The sequence below is a fragment of the Nocardia sp. TBRC8007 genome (genome assembly GCF_056629435.1).
The window spans coordinates 12,627-29,940 of sequence record NZ_JBWSOR010000042.1 but is presented as its reverse complement, the minus strand read 5'-3'; the positions used below and the strand labels follow the sequence as shown (position 1 = coordinate 29,940).

Annotated in this window: 20 protein-coding genes and 1 tRNA gene; 5 read left to right on the top strand and 16 right to left on the bottom strand. The window is 64.1% G+C overall.

Annotation, left to right across the window (positions count from 1 at the left end; genetic code table 11):
* Positions 1 to 25: 25 nt before the first annotated feature.
* Positions 26 to 220: a hypothetical protein gene (locus ACX4ZE_RS20920; protein WP_480275175.1), complete on the bottom strand. Its 195-nt coding sequence runs from the start codon at positions 218 to 220 to the stop codon at positions 26 to 28.
* A 392-nt stretch (positions 221 to 612) separates the two neighbouring features.
* Positions 613 to 693: transfer RNA gene (locus tag ACX4ZE_RS20915), tRNA-Thr, on the bottom strand.
* Between the two features lie 245 nt (positions 694 to 938).
* Between ACX4ZE_RS20915 and ACX4ZE_RS20910 the strand changes: the two genes are divergently transcribed.
* A complete protein-coding gene (locus ACX4ZE_RS20910; protein WP_480275174.1) occupies positions 939 to 1,376 on the top strand; it encodes a hypothetical protein in 438 nt (145 codons plus the stop codon).
* A gap of 83 nt (positions 1,377 to 1,459) precedes the next feature.
* Here ACX4ZE_RS20910 and ACX4ZE_RS20905 read toward each other — a convergent pair whose 3' ends face one another.
* Positions 1,460 to 2,623: a helix-turn-helix domain-containing protein gene (locus tag ACX4ZE_RS20905; protein WP_480275173.1), complete on the bottom strand. Its 1,164-nt coding sequence runs from the start codon at positions 2,621 to 2,623 to the stop codon at positions 1,460 to 1,462.
* A 154-nt stretch (positions 2,624 to 2,777) separates the two neighbouring features.
* Between ACX4ZE_RS20905 and ACX4ZE_RS20900 the strand changes: the two genes are divergently transcribed.
* The 4 genes from ACX4ZE_RS20900 (at position 2,778) to ACX4ZE_RS20885 (ending at position 4,191) form a co-directional block, all read left to right on the top strand.
* Positions 2,778 to 3,047 carry a hypothetical protein gene (locus ACX4ZE_RS20900; RefSeq protein ID WP_480275172.1) on the top strand — a complete coding sequence of 90 codons (270 nt, stop codon included), beginning with the start codon at positions 2,778 to 2,780 and terminating at the stop codon, positions 3,045 to 3,047.
* A gap of 127 nt (positions 3,048 to 3,174) precedes the next feature.
* A complete protein-coding gene (locus ACX4ZE_RS20895; RefSeq protein WP_480275171.1) occupies positions 3,175 to 3,618 on the top strand; it encodes a hypothetical protein in 444 nt (147 codons plus the stop codon).
* Between the two features lies 1 nt (position 3,619).
* Positions 3,620 to 3,913: a hypothetical protein gene (locus ACX4ZE_RS20890; RefSeq protein WP_480275170.1), complete on the top strand. Its 294-nt coding sequence runs from the start codon at positions 3,620 to 3,622 to the stop codon at positions 3,911 to 3,913.
* Positions 3,914 to 4,059: 146 nt separating this feature from the next.
* Complete coding sequence (locus ACX4ZE_RS20885; protein WP_480275169.1) at positions 4,060 to 4,191, top strand: hypothetical protein; 132 nt, start codon at positions 4,060 to 4,062, stop codon at positions 4,189 to 4,191.
* Positions 4,192 to 4,203: 12 nt separating this feature from the next.
* Here ACX4ZE_RS20885 and ACX4ZE_RS20880 read toward each other — a convergent pair whose 3' ends face one another.
* From ACX4ZE_RS20880 to ACX4ZE_RS20820, 13 genes are read right to left on the bottom strand one after another with little or no spacing between them, the layout of a single operon-like run.
* Entirely contained in the window at positions 4,204 to 5,268 is a 1,065-nt protein-coding gene (locus ACX4ZE_RS20880; protein ID WP_480275168.1) for a hypothetical protein, read from the bottom strand.
* 16 nt (positions 5,269 to 5,284) lie between these two features.
* Positions 5,285 to 5,722, bottom strand: coding sequence for a hypothetical protein (locus ACX4ZE_RS20875; protein ID WP_480275167.1), 438 nt, complete (start codon positions 5,720 to 5,722; stop codon positions 5,285 to 5,287).
* Between the two features lie 10 nt (positions 5,723 to 5,732).
* Positions 5,733 to 6,140, bottom strand: coding sequence for a phage upper tail fiber protein (locus ACX4ZE_RS20870; protein WP_480275166.1), 408 nt, complete (start codon positions 6,138 to 6,140; stop codon positions 5,733 to 5,735).
* Between the two features lie 42 nt (positions 6,141 to 6,182).
* The gene (locus ACX4ZE_RS20865) at positions 6,183 to 7,457 is read right to left on the bottom strand and encodes a hypothetical protein (protein ID WP_480275165.1); all 1,275 of its coding nucleotides are present in this window, start codon (positions 7,455 to 7,457) and stop codon (positions 6,183 to 6,185) included.
* The gene (locus ACX4ZE_RS20860; protein WP_480275164.1) at positions 7,427 to 7,759 is read right to left on the bottom strand and encodes a hypothetical protein; all 333 of its coding nucleotides are present in this window, start codon (positions 7,757 to 7,759) and stop codon (positions 7,427 to 7,429) included. The genes ACX4ZE_RS20865 and ACX4ZE_RS20860 overlap by 31 nt, the downstream gene beginning before the upstream one ends.
* A gap of 14 nt (positions 7,760 to 7,773) precedes the next feature.
* On the bottom strand, positions 7,774 to 8,406 hold the full coding sequence (locus tag ACX4ZE_RS20855; RefSeq protein WP_480275163.1) for a hypothetical protein: 633 nt from the start codon (positions 8,404 to 8,406) through the stop codon (positions 7,774 to 7,776).
* Position 8,407: 1 nt separating this feature from the next.
* Positions 8,408 to 8,695, bottom strand: coding sequence for a hypothetical protein (locus tag ACX4ZE_RS20850; RefSeq protein WP_480275162.1), 288 nt, complete (start codon positions 8,693 to 8,695; stop codon positions 8,408 to 8,410).
* Between the two features lie 2 nt (positions 8,696 to 8,697).
* The gene (locus tag ACX4ZE_RS20845; protein ID WP_480275161.1) at positions 8,698 to 8,916 is read right to left on the bottom strand and encodes a hypothetical protein; all 219 of its coding nucleotides are present in this window, start codon (positions 8,914 to 8,916) and stop codon (positions 8,698 to 8,700) included.
* Positions 8,913 to 9,710 (bottom strand): N-acetylmuramoyl-L-alanine amidase, encoded by a 798-nt coding sequence (locus ACX4ZE_RS20840; protein WP_480275160.1) that lies wholly within the window; start codon positions 9,708 to 9,710, stop codon positions 8,913 to 8,915. Before ACX4ZE_RS20840 ends, ACX4ZE_RS20845 begins: the two co-directional genes overlap by 4 nt.
* Positions 9,707 to 10,285, bottom strand: a complete 579-nt coding sequence (locus ACX4ZE_RS20835; RefSeq protein WP_480275159.1) for a phage gene 29 protein family protein — start codon at positions 10,283 to 10,285, stop codon at positions 9,707 to 9,709. Before ACX4ZE_RS20835 ends, ACX4ZE_RS20840 begins: the two co-directional genes overlap by 4 nt.
* Complete coding sequence (locus tag ACX4ZE_RS20830) at positions 10,282 to 11,931, bottom strand: Gp37-like protein (protein ID WP_480275158.1); 1,650 nt, start codon at positions 11,929 to 11,931, stop codon at positions 10,282 to 10,284. The genes ACX4ZE_RS20835 and ACX4ZE_RS20830 overlap by 4 nt, the downstream gene beginning before the upstream one ends.
* Positions 11,928 to 12,860, bottom strand: a complete 933-nt coding sequence (locus tag ACX4ZE_RS20825; protein ID WP_480275157.1) for a phage tail protein — start codon at positions 12,858 to 12,860, stop codon at positions 11,928 to 11,930. Before ACX4ZE_RS20825 ends, ACX4ZE_RS20830 begins: the two co-directional genes overlap by 4 nt.
* The gene (locus ACX4ZE_RS20820; protein ID WP_480275156.1) at positions 12,857 to 17,314 is read right to left on the bottom strand and encodes a phage tail tape measure protein; all 4,458 of its coding nucleotides are present in this window, start codon (positions 17,312 to 17,314) and stop codon (positions 12,857 to 12,859) included. Before ACX4ZE_RS20820 ends, ACX4ZE_RS20825 begins: the two co-directional genes overlap by 4 nt.

Here is a 17,314-nt window from a genome sequence, read left to right as displayed (position 1 = left end):
AGACATTTGGTAGCACCGGCCGGCTTCACCCCGATTCTGGCCACTGACCGCAGTCCTCGACCAGCACCTTGTTGATATCCACCACGACGCCACCGACCCGATCGCGATCGATGCGGATCTGATGAATATGCGTGGCTGGATGATTGCCGTTGCTCGAGAGATCGCCGGACCCGACCACAGAAGCCCCGCCGCACAGAATGAGGCTATCAGCGAATGCCATTCGTAAAGTGAAAGATTCGCATCAACTGCGGCTACGGCGGCCGAAAACCCGGACTGCCTGCCGCGAAATGATAAGCGAGCGCGCCCCGCGCATGATGTATGTCGTGCCGTAGCCGCCCCGCCAGTCCGACGTATCCCTTTACTGTATTGGTAATTGGATACAATCTCGAGCCCAATAGCTCGTAGTCGAGCACAATATTCTCGAGTCAGCATTCTCGAGTCAGCGGCTTCGCACCGCAATTCGCACCCGGCCTGGAATCACTGAAGTAACCGATGGCACCGGCGTACAGTGAACGACTCCAGGTGGGGGGACAGCCACGAACATGGCGGGCGCGGGCCGAAGCCCGGACGATTCGACGACATACGCCGCTGAATTCGGCTGTCTTCGGCCGATGGAGCCCCCTGTCAGGATCGAACTGACGACCGCTCGCTTACAAGGCGAGATAGGTAGATGTCAGACTTCCATAAAAATGCAGGTAAAACGGCATTCACATGGAGCAGTGCAGTCTAAGTTGTAGGCTACGATGAGAAGCCGTCATGGCGCACGACGAGACCAGCCGCCCGGATCGCATCGAAGAGATACGGCATTGGCGTGACTGGATGCACTCAATTCCTGCACGAGTCGCGCGGGATTGACGGTGGTGCGATGAATTGAACGCTCCGAGGCCTACTGGATATGGTCATACTCGATATACCGGGGATTGAATAGGTAGGACGGAATGGCGAAGCGGAAAGAGCCAGCATGGCAGCAGCAGGCGCGGAAAGCGCTCGGCATGATGCTTGATCACCAGCCCGAGAATGCTGGCGAGCATGTGGTTACCATGCTTCGCATCGGCCCCCCGTCGGTGGCCATCGAAGCGAGTTCGCTGTGGATCGACGAGTTGTTCTCGTTGAGGCCGCCACCGCCGGGTGGGTTCGACGAATTGCCGGACGAGGCTGTGAACTTGCTGCCACCGGAGTTGATTGAAGCCCCGGAGATGAAGGATGGTTTCCTGTGGGCGGCGCGGCTGATGACTGCCCGCGCTAATAATGACTCTGAGGCATTCCGCAAGCTATTTGCGGAAATCGAAGGATCTGATCTGCTGACGATTCGATTGATGAGCCTACTGCTGTTCATGGCGATGAATATCGATGTTGCGTTGACCATGCGACGCTGAGCCTCCTCGATCCGTATCCCCGATATCGGGACTGCGGACCTCGGGGGCCACAGCGTGACGGCAGGTGCGCCGTGGCGGATAGTTCAGTCGGCGATGCCGGCGTAGTTCGCGAGGCTGCGCAGGCTATCACTCGCCCGGCGTTGCTGCTCGGCTGCGGTCTTGAGCACTCCCTTGACCGCTGGGGTCGAGCGGAAGTGCTCCGGTGAGGCGACCCGCGACTCATGTAAGGCGCCGATCGCGGCATCCGGGTCGCCGTTGAGCAGGTACGCCCGCGCGGTGTCGAGCCAGAAATACGCCTGCCGCTCGACCGGCATGTCCTTCGGCAGGCGTGTGCCGCGCGCTATGTCGATCGCGCGGCCCGCCTCGCCGAGGTCGACCTCGGCGCACACCTGATAGAGCCGCACGTTGGTCGGGCCGACCGGGGTGCCGTAGATGACCAGATCGCCGAACCCGCGGGCCAGCCGCTCCGCCTCGGCCAAATGAGCGCGGGATGTGTCCGCGTCGCCGATCGCGGCGGCGATGGTGCCTGCGCGCATGTGCAGGATCGAGCACACCGCCGCAGCGGTGGCGTCCTCGTCGACGATCGGCTCGATATCGCCCATCGACCGGATCAGCAGCCGCAGAGCCTGTTCGGTCGCACCGACCCGCGCCAGGGTTGCGGCCTTCACGTAGTGGGTGGTCGCCAGCAGCAGCGGATCACCCGATCGGGTTGCCGCCCACTCCATCCGCTCAGTAGCGGTCAGCGACAGGTCGCTGTACCCGAGTTTGTGTGCCACCGTGTTCGCTGCCCGATAGGCGTCGGTGAGCAACGCATACGCGGGCTCACCTGCCTCGTGCCCGGAGATCAGCAACCGGTCGACCAGATCAGGCAGGACACCAGCGATCTTCCGATATTGCGTATCGCGCCGCCACTGTGCCACTTTCGCCGACAGCAGACGCAGTTGTTCGATCGGTTCCGGCTCCAGGTCCGGGTCCATCAGGTCGGTGGCGGCCAGGGTACGGCGCAGGATCGGCAGCACGTCGAGCAGCTGCTCGGGCTCTTCGTCGCCGTACAGGCGGGAGGCGTCCACGCGTAGCGCGTTCGCGACCGCGCCGATCCACACCGTCGATGCCGAGCTGTGGCCCTTCTCGACCTGGGCGAGCATCGACCGCGACACGTTGGCCGCGGCGGCCAGTTGATGCTGAGTCATGCCACGCAGCTTGCGGATTCGCGCGATACGCGCGCCGACGGAGTCCCCTTCACGCATCGCTCCACGCTATCACTGATCATTTCGAACAAACTTCGAACAATCACGCCGTCACCGAACCTTAACGTCGAGATCAGCCCCCGGCGCCGGGTGTTCGTCTTTCGTCCCCCGGCGTCGGGTGGCACCCAACGGCCCACCAATGCAGGGGATCTCGGTGTCCGATTACATCGCTGTGTTCGTCGTAGCCGGTTCGATTGCCGTACTGCTCAGTCTCGTCTACATACTCCAGCGTGTCCTCGCGCAAGAGGGCACGCCGGAGAAACTGCCGTCTCACCGCATGTCCACCCAGGCGGCGCACGAGATCATGCAGAACCACTACTGGTGCAGCCTCGATGGGTGCCCGAAAAAGCGCGCCGCCTACCGGGTTCTCGTCGAGGCCGGCGTGATCGTGCCCGACCAGCGCGTCGAGCGGTACGTCCGATGAGCGTCCCGGACGAGCCGTAGGGGTGGGTGCAGTGGCAGGACGGGTCCTGGTCACCGATGTACGCGGACGGCCGGACAGGCGAGCCATGCGAGTTCTCGGACCATCAGCACACAACAGGGAGGAAACAATGCGAATCCATTCCACGATTCTGGTGGTAGCGGTAGCCGGCGGAGCGCTTCTCAGCTCAGCAGCGCCGGCTATGGCGCTGCCCGAGGTGGGGCATGTCGCCATAAAGGCGTGCAACTTGGGGTTCATGCCGATCAAACCGACCGTTGGCCGCGGTTCGATCATCGGCAATGGCTGGGCGAGGTGCGATGTACCTCCGGAAAAGCACGCGTTCACGATCAGTCTGGAGCGTCGGGAAGGTAGCGGCTGGGTCATCGAGGCGACCGCGCGAAACAGCAAGATACCGGCGCCCAGGGCGGTGTATGAGGTGAAGGCGACGTGCAGGCCCGGGATATGGCGGGTCGTGGGGACCGCGGTTGGTAGTCTCGCAGGCAACTTCTTCGCCTTCACCGATTTCAGCATGGAGCGATTCGTTACCGCCGCCGAGTGCGCACGAGGAGCGTGAAATGTCACTGACCGAAGGCCGCTACGCCGAATACGACCAGCCTCCGAACCTGCGGTACCGCTGGAATTGGCTGCGTCACAACATCTCCACTCGGCTGTGCTCGCGCCGACTGGCTCCCGGTGACAGCGGTGGTGGCTATGTGATGCACCGTGAGTGGGGTGCGTGGACGCTGCGGCCCGTGCGGGGCTGGCGGTCGCTGCGGTGGATCACGCCACCGATTCACTACACTCGCAGTGTGCTCGCGAGTGACCGCGACTCGGCCCTGGACTGGCACGCACGAGCGCTCGGCCTTTGAGCCGTAGAGCGAACCGTACAAATAGCAAAATTCCCGACCTCGCCATGAGGTCGGGAATTTGCTGTAGCCTCTGCGTGCGCACTGTAGAGCTCCACCGTATCGAGAGCGGCTCAACCGCTTCATCATTCGACGAGGAGTCCAGTGAGATGAGCCCGAGGGCATTTGCCGGACTTGTCGGCACACTCGCCGTGATAGCCGGATTGACCGGCCTGCTGGGGCTGATCGAGTTGCACGGCAAGCGCACAGGCGGGAATCCCGACGGTATCAGCTGGTCGTGATGTACTATGACATCACGCGACGTCGTAATACAGGTAGGTGCTCGCGACACCGGCCGCGATCGTGGCGGAGCCGGCGAACGGGCTGATGTACTGCAGGCTGATGGTGTCGCTAGAGGCGAGGCTGGTCGAGGTCGGCGAGAAAGTTACCGCTGTCTCGGCATAGGCGATAGTCGCTGTAGCTATCGCCGCGCCATCCTTAAGGATGCGCAGCGTCAGCGGGGTATCGAGGATCAGCCATCCGGACGATAGCGTCACCTTGCAGTGGATAGTGACACTACCGGCTGCATTGGATACCAACGCATTGTCACTGATGACCGTGTTCGGGTATCCGGACCTGGCTGTCCATCCGGTGACGATGGCGGTCTGATCCGATGCGATCGGTTCTGTGCCGGATTTGTCCATCCCCATTGGGTAGATGCTTACCGCGGAGACTGTCGGCGCGAGTGCCGATGCCGGTGCGTTGGCCGTCGTCGGCGTCGCCGCTAATGTCGGTGCCGGGGTCGTCATGGTGGTGGTCGCGGTAGCTGCCACCGTGGTCACCGCGAAGCCGAGGGTCGGCGCCGATGGTGTCGCGGTGGCGATGGCGGCGGGCGTGGCGATAGCCGAGACCAGCTCGGGTGCAGGTGTGGTTGCCAGTGCGGTCATGACTGCAGGCGTGACGACCAGCGCGCATTCCGGAGTCGGGGCGGTCGTGGTCGCTACCGCCGCTGCTGGTTGCACGAGTTGCCAGATCGTCACTGTCGGGGTGGGTGCATCGGCGGTGGTCTGCATCGGTGGTGGCGCGACAGTGAGCTCGGGGATCGGCGGCGGCGCGGTAGCGGACGCGGTTGTCGTGCTGACTGTCGCTGTCAACGCCGGTGACGGAACAGGCGTCTGGGTTGTCGCGGCGGCGGTGGGCATCAGTACGACGCCGCATGCCTCGGGGGTGGGCATCTGCGTGGTCGCGACAGCGATCGGCGCGAGGGCTGTGCCGGTGATGTCCGCCCACACCAGACGCTGACCCAGATACACGCGCGGTACTTGCTTGCCTGCGAAGTATGTTCGCTGCGCAGTGAGTCCACGTGCGGTCAGTGCCATGTTCTGTGTCTTCCGGTCAGGCGGCTGTGAGAGTCAAAATGCCGCTGGCATCCCACACGATGCTGAAGGTGATGCCGGCTGTTACGACGTCCTGGCCGAAGTCGATGTAGCCGAGCAGTGGTTTCGTGGTGTCGGTACTGGGGGTGTCGTTGTAGATCACGCCGTAGCGGGCGGTGATCGTCGAGTTCGGCCAGGACACGTCGTTGGCATCCAGCATCACTGTGTTGGTCGCCGCGTTGTAGGTGACGGCGCAGCCGGTGAGGGTGATGCCACCAGCGGTGTAGCCGGTGCCGGTGACTTCGTTGGTGAGGTCGGATTTGTAGGCGTGGGTGTCTTGGTTCGGTGTGTAGGAGCTGGTGCACAGCATCACCTTGATGGTGTCGGAGTCCCAGTCGATCTCCTTGTTGGTCAATGCTTTCAGGCCGAGGCCGTACCATTTCGCGCTGGCTGCCATGGTGATGCTCCTATCCGGTGATGATGTAGAGGGTTTCGGGGTCGGGTGTGGTGAGCGCGTCGTAGGCGGCTTGGGTGGTTGTTTGGATGCGGGCGGCGCCGCCGCCGTTGCGTACTGCGGTGGCTTCCTCGGCGGGTGCTACGGGTAGTCCGGCTTCGAGTAGTGGCCACAGCCGGACCGGGGTTGGGGAGTTGGGGATCTCGATCTGGTATTGGCGGGGGCCGATGCGCACGGTCGCGGGTCCGGGGTCGAGGTCCGGGGTGGTGAGTACGCCGTCTTGTGCGTGGACGCGGGTGGTCTGGGTTGTGATCAGGCTGGTTCCGTCGTGGGATTCGCGCAGGATCGGTGAGCTGATGGTGATGATCGTGCGATTGTCCGCGCCGGTGATGGATTCGATTTTCTCGCGGATGACTGTCATGGCATTGTGGCTCCAATCTGCGCATTCTCGGGTCGCGCCTGGTCACGGTCGTGTGAGGATGCGGGCGGCGTTCCAGGAGGCGGAGTCGGTGAAGCCGTCGCGTTCGACGCGGAGCCCGCACCATGAGTTGGTTGCGGCGACGGTGCTGTCGAGCAGGGTGAGCACGACGACCGAGTCGTTGACCTCGACCCAGCAGTATTCGCCGCTGACCGAGAATGCGATTTTGTCGCCGTCGGCGATGGTGAGGGTTTTGTCGACCGCGTAGTCGGTGTACGTTGGCAACGACGCCGCGCCGGTCCATCGGGCGATGTAGATGGTGTCGTGGAAGATGTTGGCCGACAACCCTTCCGAACCGTCCGGCTTCGCGCGCAGCAGGAGGCTGCAGTCGGACCCGGAGGGCGGCAGATTGCCGCCGATGGTTCCCTCGACGCGTTGCATGCCGTTGGTGATGCCGGTGTCACGTATTAGTAGGCGGCTGCCGACTTCGGTGCCGGTTGTCGACCAGGCGCCGTTGGTGATGGCGCTGTTGTTGCTGCCGAGCTGGGTCCAACCGTTGCCGGGATCTCCGTCGGGGCGGTTGAAGTCGTCGTAGAAGGTGCTTGTCCAGGCGCCGGTGATGGGGAAGTCTGTTTTTCTGTCGAATGACCAGAAGTTCCGTATCCAGCTGGTGGCGCTGGTTTGATTGATGAATGTCAGGGCGCGGTAGCCGGGTCCTGGGGAATACTGTTTCGGCAGGAAGTGTCGTAGGACGAGTTTGTCGTTGATGTATGCGCGAATGTATCGGTCGTGGTCGGTGTAGATGCGGAATCGGTACCAGTTGCGGTGCATCACGCCGGACAGGTTGTGCGATGCCGCGAGTACTTCCAGGGTTTGGGCGCCTGGGCCGAACACGATGATTTGTGCTTGGTCGGGGCCTCCGAACATGTCACGGTGGATGGCCACGATCGGGACGCCGGCGATATCGTCGAACCCTACTTTGGTCCATGCGTAGCTGATGGCCATTCCGAAGTACTGTCTTTGTATTATGTTGCCGTCGATGTTCAGTTCGAACTCGTAGCCCCAGTCCCTGGTGAAGGGTTGCTGATCGAAGCTCACTCCGCCCAGTTCCAGCACGGTCTCGGAGTAGTCGGCGATCGCCAGTTGGTTGTTCGTCAGCCATACCGATCGCCTGGAGTTGGTGCGTTTCCATGGCGGTTTGATCGGGTTCTCGTCCGGGCGGGCGTGCTGGGCGTCGAGGTCTCGCCAACCAGCACGCGCCCACGGCAGGTTGCGACGCAGCAGGAAGCTCACGGTATCGGCTCGGCGTCGTCGATGCATCCGGAGATGGTGGCGTCGGGAGAGCTGGCCAGGAACGCGCGGATCGATTCCAGGAGGCGACGATTGCCGCGTAAGCCTCGCCAGTCTCCCGCAAGCAGCAGCGGGCGCATCGTTTCCGGGTCGCTGTCGAATTTCGCTATCGCCGCATCGAGGATGGGAATCGCGGCAGCGGCCGGGGTGATGTCGAACATGCCGGCGAGAGTTTCACGGCCGAACGCCGCGCGCAGCAGCGGCAATTGTTCGGGGTGGATGACGACATCCTGCACGGTTGTGCCGTTGAATCGTTTGCACTCAAACCACATTCGCTGAATCCGTTCTAGTAGATGACGCCGAATACGAGGATCTGCAGCACGGTCGGGGCGATGTTGCCGGTGACGGATGAGACGTTCCAGAAAATGCGCTCCTTGTCGGCCAAATTGATGGCGAGGTTCTGATAGCTGCGGCGGGTGACGTTCGCCCCCAGGGTGGCGGTGTGAATGACGGTCGATGAGGTGCCTGCGGCGTCCCATTTCTTCGTTTCGATGACCATGCCGTTGGGCTGCGTGAGTAGCGCGATATGCAGGTCGGTGATGATGCGTGTCTTGCCGGTCGGGACGTTCTGGCACAGGCCGATGAGCAGTTCGTTCACCCCGAGCAGCACCTCGGCGCTGGACACTACGCATTCGGCTTCCCAGTAGCTGGCGTTTTCGTATGCTTTGTCGGCTACCTCGGCCGCGCCTGCTGCGGCGTTCGCGGCGGCTTGCGCTTGGGTGACCGCCTGGTCGGCTGTGCCTTGTGCCTGCGCGATAGGCTGCCGCACTTCGGTATTCACAGCGTTCTGTGTTCGGGTGTAGGCGCTGATGGTGCCGCCGGTCATGATCTGTTTAGCGGTCTGTTCGGTCAGGTCTTGGCCGAACCGGCTGCCCACCACGAACGCGCCGTCGGGTGCGGTTCCTCCGGGGGTGGTCATCTCAGATCTCCTCGGTCAGTTCATCGGGGATTGTGTAATCGGCGACCGGTGGCTCTTCGCCGAGGTGGCGCAGGAACGCGCGTAGCATGTCGATGTGTCGCTGCAGGGCGTGAATGAGGCGGATCGCAGCCCAAAATTTGCCGCGTTCCTCGGTCATCTGCGCCTCGAGGACTGCGACGCGTTCCTGTAAGCGTTTGACTTCTCTTGCCTGCCAGGCAGTCACCGCTCCGATGACGGTGGCGACAGCGACGCCGGTGGCTTGCACGAACTCCGCGTCGAGCCACTGCATGACTACTCCTCCATTCGATGCCGACCCGCGACTACCGGGGACACCGCAGGCCGGATGAGCACACCGGCCAGCACAGGAGTCAGCAACCCGTAGAGGGTCAGCACCGACTCGATCCACGCGGTGTCGATATCGCGGCCGACCAGGAAGGCGACGACGCCGGTGACGGCGACGAGCACCGAACGGACGAGAGCAGGCTCGGGTATGCGCTGTGGCCGCTTCACCGGTTCACCTCCGCAGCGTCGGTGGTCGGCTTGCCGATCAGTTCGGTCAGTCGGTCGATCTTCAATTCCAACGCCCGCAAACGCTTCTCGTTGCGGTAGTCGGCGGCATCGGAGTTCAGCACGTACCCGGTGAGGGTGTCGCAGTATTCCGAATCGGCTACCCGCGACTGGAACGCGCCGGTCAACTCCAGATGCACCCGTCGTAGCTTGTCCAATAGTTCACGTTGTTCGGCGTCTGAAAGCGCCATGGAAGCACCACCTTTCAATCGATCTGCGATATCTGCGCGGAATCGGTCCATGTCCATCTGTCCCGGATCCCACTTCCCCTGTTTGCCGCCGGCCCATTCCTTGTGGCCGATCACCCGCTCGGCGCCGTGCCCGAGGCGGCGGCAGATCGCCGCGCAACAGCGGACGTAGGCGTCGTATTGGGTGCTGCTCCACCCTTCGGTGCCGTTGTTGACCGCTTCGATACCGATGGTGTGGGCATTGGCGTTGTCCTCCGGCAGCCCGGGCCAGCGGCCCACGCCCGCGTGCCAGGCGATACCGGCCGCGACCACGGTGACGGTGCCGTCCTGAGCCAGATGCAGCTGCGACAGCGGCCCCTTCAATGTGGGTAGCCCGTAGGCGATCTCGCGGGGCGGGGTGCGCGAGCCGCCGGTGTGGTGGGCGACGATGCCCCAGATGGCGCCGAAATCGCCGTGGCCGCGGTCGCGCCAGCCGGGGAACTCCACAACCGGCAAGCCTTCGGCACGAAGCACATCAGCCAACCAGACAGGGTCTCCGGTCCAGTTCATTGCTTCCTCTTTCCTGAGTGTCGTTTCAGAATCCCGTTGCGTGCCTTGCCGTTGCGTTCGGCGTACAGCACGCGCGCGTACTCGACCGGGTCGTCGGTGAGTCCGCGTAGGTAGGCGCACACCTGCGTGACGGAATGCTCACCGGGGGCGAATCGTGGCGGGGTGTCGATCGCGTCGACCTCTATCGCGCGCGGCGGGTCCGGTGCGGGTTCGTCGATGCGGTAGCCGAGATAGCGCAGGCGTTCGACCTGCGCTTGGCGTTCGCGGGCGGTCATTTCCGCCGGGTCTTGGATGACGACGGGCTCGGCCTCGGGTTCGTCGAGTGCCACCCATTGCCCGGCGCCGTTGAGCGCGGTCTGGTCGCCGCGGTAGGGGCGGGCGAACTTCTTGGTCGCCAGCGTGGGCTCCATGGGCGGGCAACCGGCCTCGGTGAGGTGCCGCGAGATCGCGCGGGCGATCATCTCCGGGAACACTATCGGGTTGCGTTCGGTGATCGGGATGCACTGCAGCGCAGGCAAGAACCGCTGCTCCGGGTCGTCCGGGTCGATGTCTTCGATCCGCCAGATACGACTCACAGCACCCCCAGCTCTCGCGCGGTCGCCATGACTTCCTCCACCATTTGCAGGCCCTTCACCACGGGGTCTTCCTCGTCGCGGTGGCCGACGGTGATCGACCATGTCGGGGTGGTGGTGCGGTCCCACGAGATCGTGAGCTCGGTGATGCGGTCGACATAGACGCGGCCGGGCTGCCCCCAATCGGTGACCGTCGTCCCGATGCGGGTGCCGAGGTAGGCGTTGCCGTGCCCGTTCTGCCCGATCCGCAGGTTCTCGTATCCGTCGACCACCGTGACCTGATGAGTGGTCTGCTCGCGTGTACGCCACCACCCGGCCCGCAACGCGATCAGCGCCGACAGTGTGTAGGCGCGATCGGCGCCCTCACACAGCGTCTCGTGGTAATGCGACCAACCCAGGCGTTGGGCGCGGCCCACGTCCTTGTGCTTGGCCCACGCCAGCAGCGTGTCGGTGTAGAGCGGTTTCAGGATCGCGTCGGTCGCGCCGCCGACCGGGGGCAGGAAAAACGCCATCGCGACCAGATCACCGGCCATGTTGATCGCGAACGAGATGGCCTCGTTCACGCCGTACGCCGAGTGTCCCCCGGCGACGAATCCGACATCGGTGGCCGGCCTCCACTTGAAGGAGCTGGTTTTGATGCCGGTACGGTCACCGTCGCGCAGGATGATGCCGGGTGCGCGTGGATGGGTGCCCAACCAGCCCGGCTGGCTGTATTCGGGTGGGAACGTCGGGTCGGCGACGACCTGCTGACCGGAGTTGAATCCGCCGCTGATGGTGGTGACCGCGCGCACCAGTCCGGTGAAAAGGTTCCCACCGAAGGAGGTTTCGGTGTCCCAACCGGAGTTGTCGACCAAATCCCACACCAGGGTGCCGTGGCGCAGCACCGCACCGTCCCACGGCGGGGGGTCGCCGTCGAGCCAGCGGCGCGGCTGCCAGGTCAGCTGCGCGTCGGCGGTGATGCGTTTCTGCACCTCATGCATGTATTTGAACCGCGAGTGCACGATCGCGAACTGGGAATTGTCCGCCCCGATCGGGGTCGGTTTGACCACCTGCGACCAGGTGGACTGGTTGAGGTTGAGCCACTTCGACGGGTCCAGCGGGTCATCCGGCAGCGTCCACAAGCTCGACTCCAGACGCCACAGGTTGACGAACAGGGTCAGCTTCAGCGCCCATTTCGCCGGACCGAACAGGATCCACACTCGCGGGAACTGCACCTCGGGCGGCAAGAATGGGTTGCTGTAGGCCAAAATGTGTTTGAGGTGCTCGTAATCGTGTTTGAACGTCGCGCGCACCACGCGTTGTCCGTCCTCGCCGCGAACCAACTCGACCTCGTCGAGCATCCCCGACCAGCGGGATCCGTCCTTGTCGACAGTGATGAACACATTGTCGTTGGGTCGGTTGCCGTGGTCGGTCAGCCACCGCGCCAGATAGTAGGTGGCCGGCAAGCCGATCGTTCCGGTGCTGCTTTCGTTTTCGATTGTCTGGAATCGCGCGAAGGTCTCGCGGTGCACTTCGCCGCGATAATTCCAGTCCCCGTCCCAGAGCCTGATCAAAGGCGCAGCGATGCGCCGAGTGTTCTCGGCGGCGAGCCGGGCGGCGATGTCGGCGAATACCGCATCGAAATCGATGGTTTCGACAGTCGAGGTCATTCCAGCTCCCAAGGTCGTGGCCAGTGCAGCGGGCAGCGCAGCCGGATCCCGGCGCCGACGGGCGCACCGGTGACCGACACCGGTATCTGCGTTTTCGGCAGCCCGCCGGGCAGCGGGTACATGAATCGTTTGCCGCCCATGCGCAGATACACCTGGGTGTCGAGCGAGCTGTTGACTTGGCCGTTGCGGGCCATCTTGTCGGTGTCGATCAACAGGTGCTCACCGGCGATGAGCGCAGGCATCTGGATCTTGCGCAACGCGTCCTGCTCGGCACGGGCGAATTCATCGCTCCCCCAGGAGAAGTCCGGAATCGTCCACACGATGCCCGCGACGCCTTGAACGATCCACTGCGGCCAGCTGTCATAGTCCTCGGGCAGCGGATTCCACACGGTGACGGATCCGGTTTCGGTGCCGCCGCCGGTGGTGTCGGTGGCGGTGACGAAGGTGGTTTCGAAATCGGTTTCGATCCAACGGGGATACGCGCCGACCAGCGGCAGCAACACCAACGCGTACCCTTCGCTGTTGGGGTCGTTGACAGCCTTGATCCTCGGCTTGCCACCCAAACGCACAGCGAGGCTGCGCCGCGACCCGCCGACCTCGACCCAGATCTTGCTGTCACGCTTCACCGAGAACGCTTTGCGGAACTCCGAATCCACGACCCGCCAAGGGATATCGCGGGTACCGAAGATGTGGAAAGCGAGAATGAAGTCGTATTTGTCCTCCCGATAGCCACCGTAATCGGCGCCGATACTGAACGCGGTGGCGTTGTAGATCGCGGTGAACGGCGCCTCGAACATGCCGTCGAAATCGGTGCCGGTTTCCTCATCGGCCAAAGCGACACCGCGGTCCCACTGCCCCGGACCGCAGACGGTGAACCAGTCGCCGTTGCAGCCTTCGATCTCCACGATCGTGTGCTCGGGGGGATTCATCGCCCCATCCACGCCTTCGCGCGTTGCCGCTGCTCGAGCTGCATCATCTTCCACTCCCTCCGGAACTCACCAGCGCTCATACCGGTGTTGAGGTTCTGAATGGTCACCGAATTGTCGACAGTGCCCCCGCCGGTCCCGACCTGCGCGGCAGCGAGGCTGCGGGCCTGGCGGACCTGGTCGCCGGTGAGCACCCATTCCTGCTGCCCGGACAGGTTCAGCGCGGCCATGCCATGCGGCAGCGGCCCGCCCTGGTCACGCAGCACCGCCCGAACGGTGAACGTCTTCAGCAGCTGCTCGAACCAGCCCGGTGTCCCCGGCGTGACCGGGCCTTGCTTGTCGATGTCGTCGCGGCTGATCACCGGCGCCGTGAACTGCCGCCGCGCGCGAGCGTCCTCCACCACGCCGATACCCGCACCCACCGCGCCCCCGATGTCACCGCCGAGACCGACCACGGTCAGAACATCCGACAACTGTCCCGTGACCGCCGCCTTCACCGCGTCACCAGCCAGACCGACCACACCACCGGAGGACCCGGTCAGGTCTTCGCGTTGCCGCTGCTGCTCGGCGACGATCGCGTTACGCGCCCGGTAGACCTCCCGATCCGCAGCCCTGCGGTCGTCGTCGATGGCCTGCGGATCGTTGTAGACATCGTCACGGTCGGCCTCGGCCTGGGCCAGCGCGTCCCGCAGATCCGCGAGGGTGATCTGCTCATCAGTCATGGATCCGGACAGCTCCGGAGCAGGCGGGACCGGGCCACCACCATCGCGCTGCCGCTCCAACTCCCTGACCCGCAACTCGGCCCGGTCGGCCCGAATCCGCGCCTGGGTCTTCTCCTTTTCGGAGACCTTCGGGTCGGCTACCTGCTCGTCGCGGTACTCGCGGGCCTGCTGCGCGGCGATCCGCGCCGACCCCAGCTCCAACTCCTCACTCTCACCCCACGCCCTACGCCGCTGCTCACTATTGCGGGTCGGGCGGGCACGCCCGCCACTGTCGGGTGGGTAGAACTGCGACGCCGGCAGATAGTAGCGGACCCGGAACTGGGCGTCGGCTGCCGAGGCCGCGCCCGCACCGACACGCACCCCACCCGAACCGGACTCGATCGCCGTACCGGCCAACGTAGCGGCCATATGCGAATACCGGCCACCGCCGCCACGGAACACCCCAATGGACAAACCCGCACCAGTCGGATCCAGACCGTTGAGGAAACCCAGTGCGGGGAAGTCGGATTCAGTGGTGAACCACCGCTTGTACGGATCCAAACCCTTCAACAACGCATACGCGGCGGAGATCAGCGCCGAACAATCCCACGAAGGATTGCCGACCCCACCGTACTGATACGGCTTACCGGACTCCCCCCGCAGAAAACCCAAGGCACGGTCGACAGCGATGCCGCCATCGGCCATCGCCACCGGGGCCAGCTCGTAGCCGAACATGCCCGCGACCGTGCCGAGGATCTTCGTCGAGCGTTCCCGCTTCGAGTTGGCCAGCGGGATGAACGCCTCACCCCGCGTCTCCGGCTCCGCCCACTGGAACAGCCGAGGCCGCGGGTGCTGGATCACAGCCTGGCTCGGCAAAGCACCCGAGACACCGCCGTCGGCGCGCTGCTCCGGGAAGACCAGCGGCGCACGCCACTCACCAGACGCGGTAGCCTCCTCATAAGTGACCTTGACCCTCTGGGTCTTATCCGGCAGCTTCTTGTTGATCAACTCGTCCAGGTCGGCGAGCACCGCCGCCAGGTTCGGGGCGGTCACCTTCACGATGCCCGGCTTCCCGTCGATCTCCTCGATCTTCGCGCCGGCGTCCTCGAGCGCCTCCCGCGCCTCATCGGTCAGGGCCTCGACCGGGATCGTGACTCCGTCGGCGTTGGTGCGCAGCAATCCCTCGATGACGATCAGTTGCTGCTCGACCGAATCGGCGCCCTTCAGTCTGGCCAGGACCTCGATGTCTTCGGGCAAATAGCCGAGCTGTGCGGCCATCTGCCTGATTTGTTCAGCGCCCAGCCCGGTAGAGTGCGCCAGTTGCGCGAACTGCTGCTCGTTCCGGGCGAAGAACGGCCCCATATCCTCGCCGGCCTCGGCGGCACCCAGGGTCCCTTCCTTGATCTCCAGCAATTTCCGATACAGCTTGTCGCCATTGGCGGTGGCAGTATCGACCTGACCGTCCTGACCGATGAGCTGCTCACCGAATCCCGCTGTCTTATCCCATACTTCGGCTGTGATCGCCGCGGTATCACGGACGGTCTCGTTGTATTTGGCCATCGCCGCCTGCGCGGTCACCGGCTTACCGGACAGCACATCCAGCGCTGTCTTCATCGCGTTGATACGGTCCTCGGCGGTCGCCGACTCGTCGGAGAGCGTCTTGACCGCTCCAGACAGAGTGGCGAATCCGGGAGTGGTGTCCTTGGCTGTCTCCTGCAGCTCCACGATGTTGTCACGCAGCGCCTGCAGTTCCGACAGCGCGAACCGGCCGTCTTGCCCCAACTCTTGCAGCTTGGTCGATAGGTCGTTGAACTTCGCTGTATCGCTGAGTGTTTCGGCGAGCTGTTGATCCGACAGCTTCAGATCGTCGATGATCTCCTTCGCGCCCTTCCACCGGTCGGCGTACCACTCCTTGTCGCGGGCCGTGTCCATCCAGGGCGGGGTGAAATTGCGTTCGAAGAATCCGGGCCGATTCTCGGCAGCCTCGTCGAGCGACTTCTTCATGATGTCGATCTGGTTGGTCACATTCGCGATGGCCCGATCATTGAACGCACCGCCGTTGACGGAGAAGATCTCCGCCAGCTCGCTGCGCGCGACACCGATCTCCCGCATTGTTTTCCGCATCGCTTCGGCGTGCTTCTTGCCAGCCTGAAACTCCGAGTACAGCTGATAAACCGCGACTGCGGCCGCAGCTATCCCGATCACCCATGGCCCGCCAAGAAAACTGACAACACTGCCCAACCCTGCACGCAAGCCTGTCGCGGCCGCCGCGATCGTGCCTTGCGTCCGAGCGAATGACGACGCTCCGGCGGCAGCGTTCACAAACGAGGTCTGCATCCGCGCGACGGTTGGAATGTACCTGCCCAACTGGGCGACTCCACTACCGAATCCGCCGAGACCAACCGTCGCAGTCCGCGCGGCAGCCACCACCGAGGTCGCGGCGGCGGCTGTGGTGCGCAACGCCGCAGTGGCGGCGGTAGCTGCCGAAACGAGCGTGGTGCCGATGCTGGTGGTTTTGAGCAGCAGCAGAGCGGCAGCGGTGGCCTGGATCGGCGCAGGAAGGCTGAGAAATGCCTGCACAACGGGGGCGACTGCGTGCCCGATGCCGATGAGGGCGTCAGCGCCGTCGTGCAGGCCGTCGACCAGTCGTGGGGTTTGGTCGGTGATGAAATCGGCGACGCTTCGGGTGAATTGCTCGAGCGGTCCTTTGACCAGGTCGTAGACCTCGAGGGCGAGGCCTTCGGCAGCGTTCTGCACTGTTTCCATGGCGCCGGGTAGGCCCTGCATTTTCGCCGCCGCCACATCCGCAGCCGCGCCCTGCCGGGACATCGCCGTGTGCATGGAATCGTAACCAGTCACGCCCTTTTCGGCCGCAATACCGGCCAAGCGCATCGCGTCGGACCCGAACAAGGTCGCAGTAGTGGCCTGGTATATCTCCGGGGTCATGCGCTGCGAGGCGACCTGGAGTTGTTCGAACAGTGTGCGCAGTCCGGCGAATCGGCCTTGGCTGTCATAGACGGTGAGGCCGAGTTCCTTGATCGCCTCCTGCGCGGGTTTCCCTTGGTCGGTCAACGCCAGCAGCGCCGACTTCAGCAAGGTTCCCGCGTCACTGCCCTCGATACCGGCGTTGGCGAACAACCCCAGTGCGGTCGCGGTGTCCTCGACCGAGAGCCCAAATTGATGCGCCACCGCACCCGCGGCCTGCAAACCGTATGCGACATCACCGAGTTCGGCAGCAGAAGCGTTCGCGGTGTTAGCCAGCACATCGGCGACACGACCAGCATCGGCAGCCTGCAAGCCGAACGCTTGCAGCGCCTTCGACTGAATCCCCGCAGCCTGGGCGGCGTCGATCTGCGCGGCAGCGGCCAGCTGCAGCGAACCCTTCGCGGCATCCATCGCCTGTTGGACTGTGAATCCGCCCTTGGCGAGTTCGGTCATGGCCGCGGCGGCGTCGTTGGCGGAGGTGCCGGGCAGAGTGATGTCGTTGCCCAACTCTTTCGCCTTCGCCGACACCGCGGCCATCTGTTCGGCTGTCGCTCCGGCCACCGCGGCCATTGTGTTGAGGGAGGTGGTGAACTCGTTGCCGACACTGATGACCTTGCCGAACGCGGCTGACGCGCCGCCGCCGATGGCCAGGCCGAGAGCCGCGCCGAGCCCCTTGGCGGCGCCGAGTGCCGGTGACAGCCCGGTCCGCATGCGGCTGGCGAATTGTCTTGTGTCGGGGTTGATGAGGATGTCGATGCGGCCTCCGGCCAT

Coding starts and splice junctions, on each gene's coding strand:
- ACX4ZE_RS20840 (WP_480275160.1), bottom strand. CDS start 9,710: ATGAACTGGACCGGAGACCCTGTCTGGTTGGCTGATGTGCTTCGTGCC.
- ACX4ZE_RS20825 (WP_480275157.1), bottom strand. CDS start 12,860: ATGAATCCCCCCGAGCACACGATCGTGGAGATCGAAGGCTGCAACGGC.
- ACX4ZE_RS20880 (WP_480275168.1), bottom strand. CDS start 5,268: ATGGCACTGACCGCACGTGGACTCACTGCGCAGCGAACATACTTCGCA.
- ACX4ZE_RS20905 (WP_480275173.1), bottom strand. CDS start 2,623: ATGCGTGAAGGGGACTCCGTCGGCGCGCGTATCGCGCGAATCCGCAAG.
- ACX4ZE_RS20860 (WP_480275164.1), bottom strand. CDS start 7,759: ATGTGGTTTGAGTGCAAACGATTCAACGGCACAACCGTGCAGGATGTC.
- ACX4ZE_RS20850 (WP_480275162.1), bottom strand. CDS start 8,695: ATGCAGTGGCTCGACGCGGAGTTCGTGCAAGCCACCGGCGTCGCTGTC.
- ACX4ZE_RS20885 (WP_480275169.1), top strand. CDS start 4,060: ATGAGCCCGAGGGCATTTGCCGGACTTGTCGGCACACTCGCCGTGATA.
- ACX4ZE_RS20870 (WP_480275166.1), bottom strand. CDS start 6,140: ATGACAGTCATCCGCGAGAAAATCGAATCCATCACCGGCGCGGACAAT.
- ACX4ZE_RS20910 (WP_480275174.1), top strand. CDS start 939: ATGGCGAAGCGGAAAGAGCCAGCATGGCAGCAGCAGGCGCGGAAAGCG.
- ACX4ZE_RS20890 (WP_480275170.1), top strand. CDS start 3,620: ATGTCACTGACCGAAGGCCGCTACGCCGAATACGACCAGCCTCCGAAC.
- ACX4ZE_RS20820 (WP_480275156.1), bottom strand. CDS start 17,314: ATGGCCGGAGGCCGCATCGACATCCTCATCAACCCCGACACAAGACAA.
- ACX4ZE_RS20865 (WP_480275165.1), bottom strand. CDS start 7,457: ATGCATCGACGACGCCGAGCCGATACCGTGAGCTTCCTGCTGCGTCGC.
- ACX4ZE_RS20855 (WP_480275163.1), bottom strand. CDS start 8,406: ATGACCACCCCCGGAGGAACCGCACCCGACGGCGCGTTCGTGGTGGGC.
- ACX4ZE_RS20830 (WP_480275158.1), bottom strand. CDS start 11,931: ATGACCTCGACTGTCGAAACCATCGATTTCGATGCGGTATTCGCCGAC.
- ACX4ZE_RS20920 (WP_480275175.1), bottom strand. CDS start 220: ATGGCATTCGCTGATAGCCTCATTCTGTGCGGCGGGGCTTCTGTGGTC.
- ACX4ZE_RS20875 (WP_480275167.1), bottom strand. CDS start 5,722: ATGGCAGCCAGCGCGAAATGGTACGGCCTCGGCCTGAAAGCATTGACC.
- ACX4ZE_RS20895 (WP_480275171.1), top strand. CDS start 3,175: ATGCGAATCCATTCCACGATTCTGGTGGTAGCGGTAGCCGGCGGAGCG.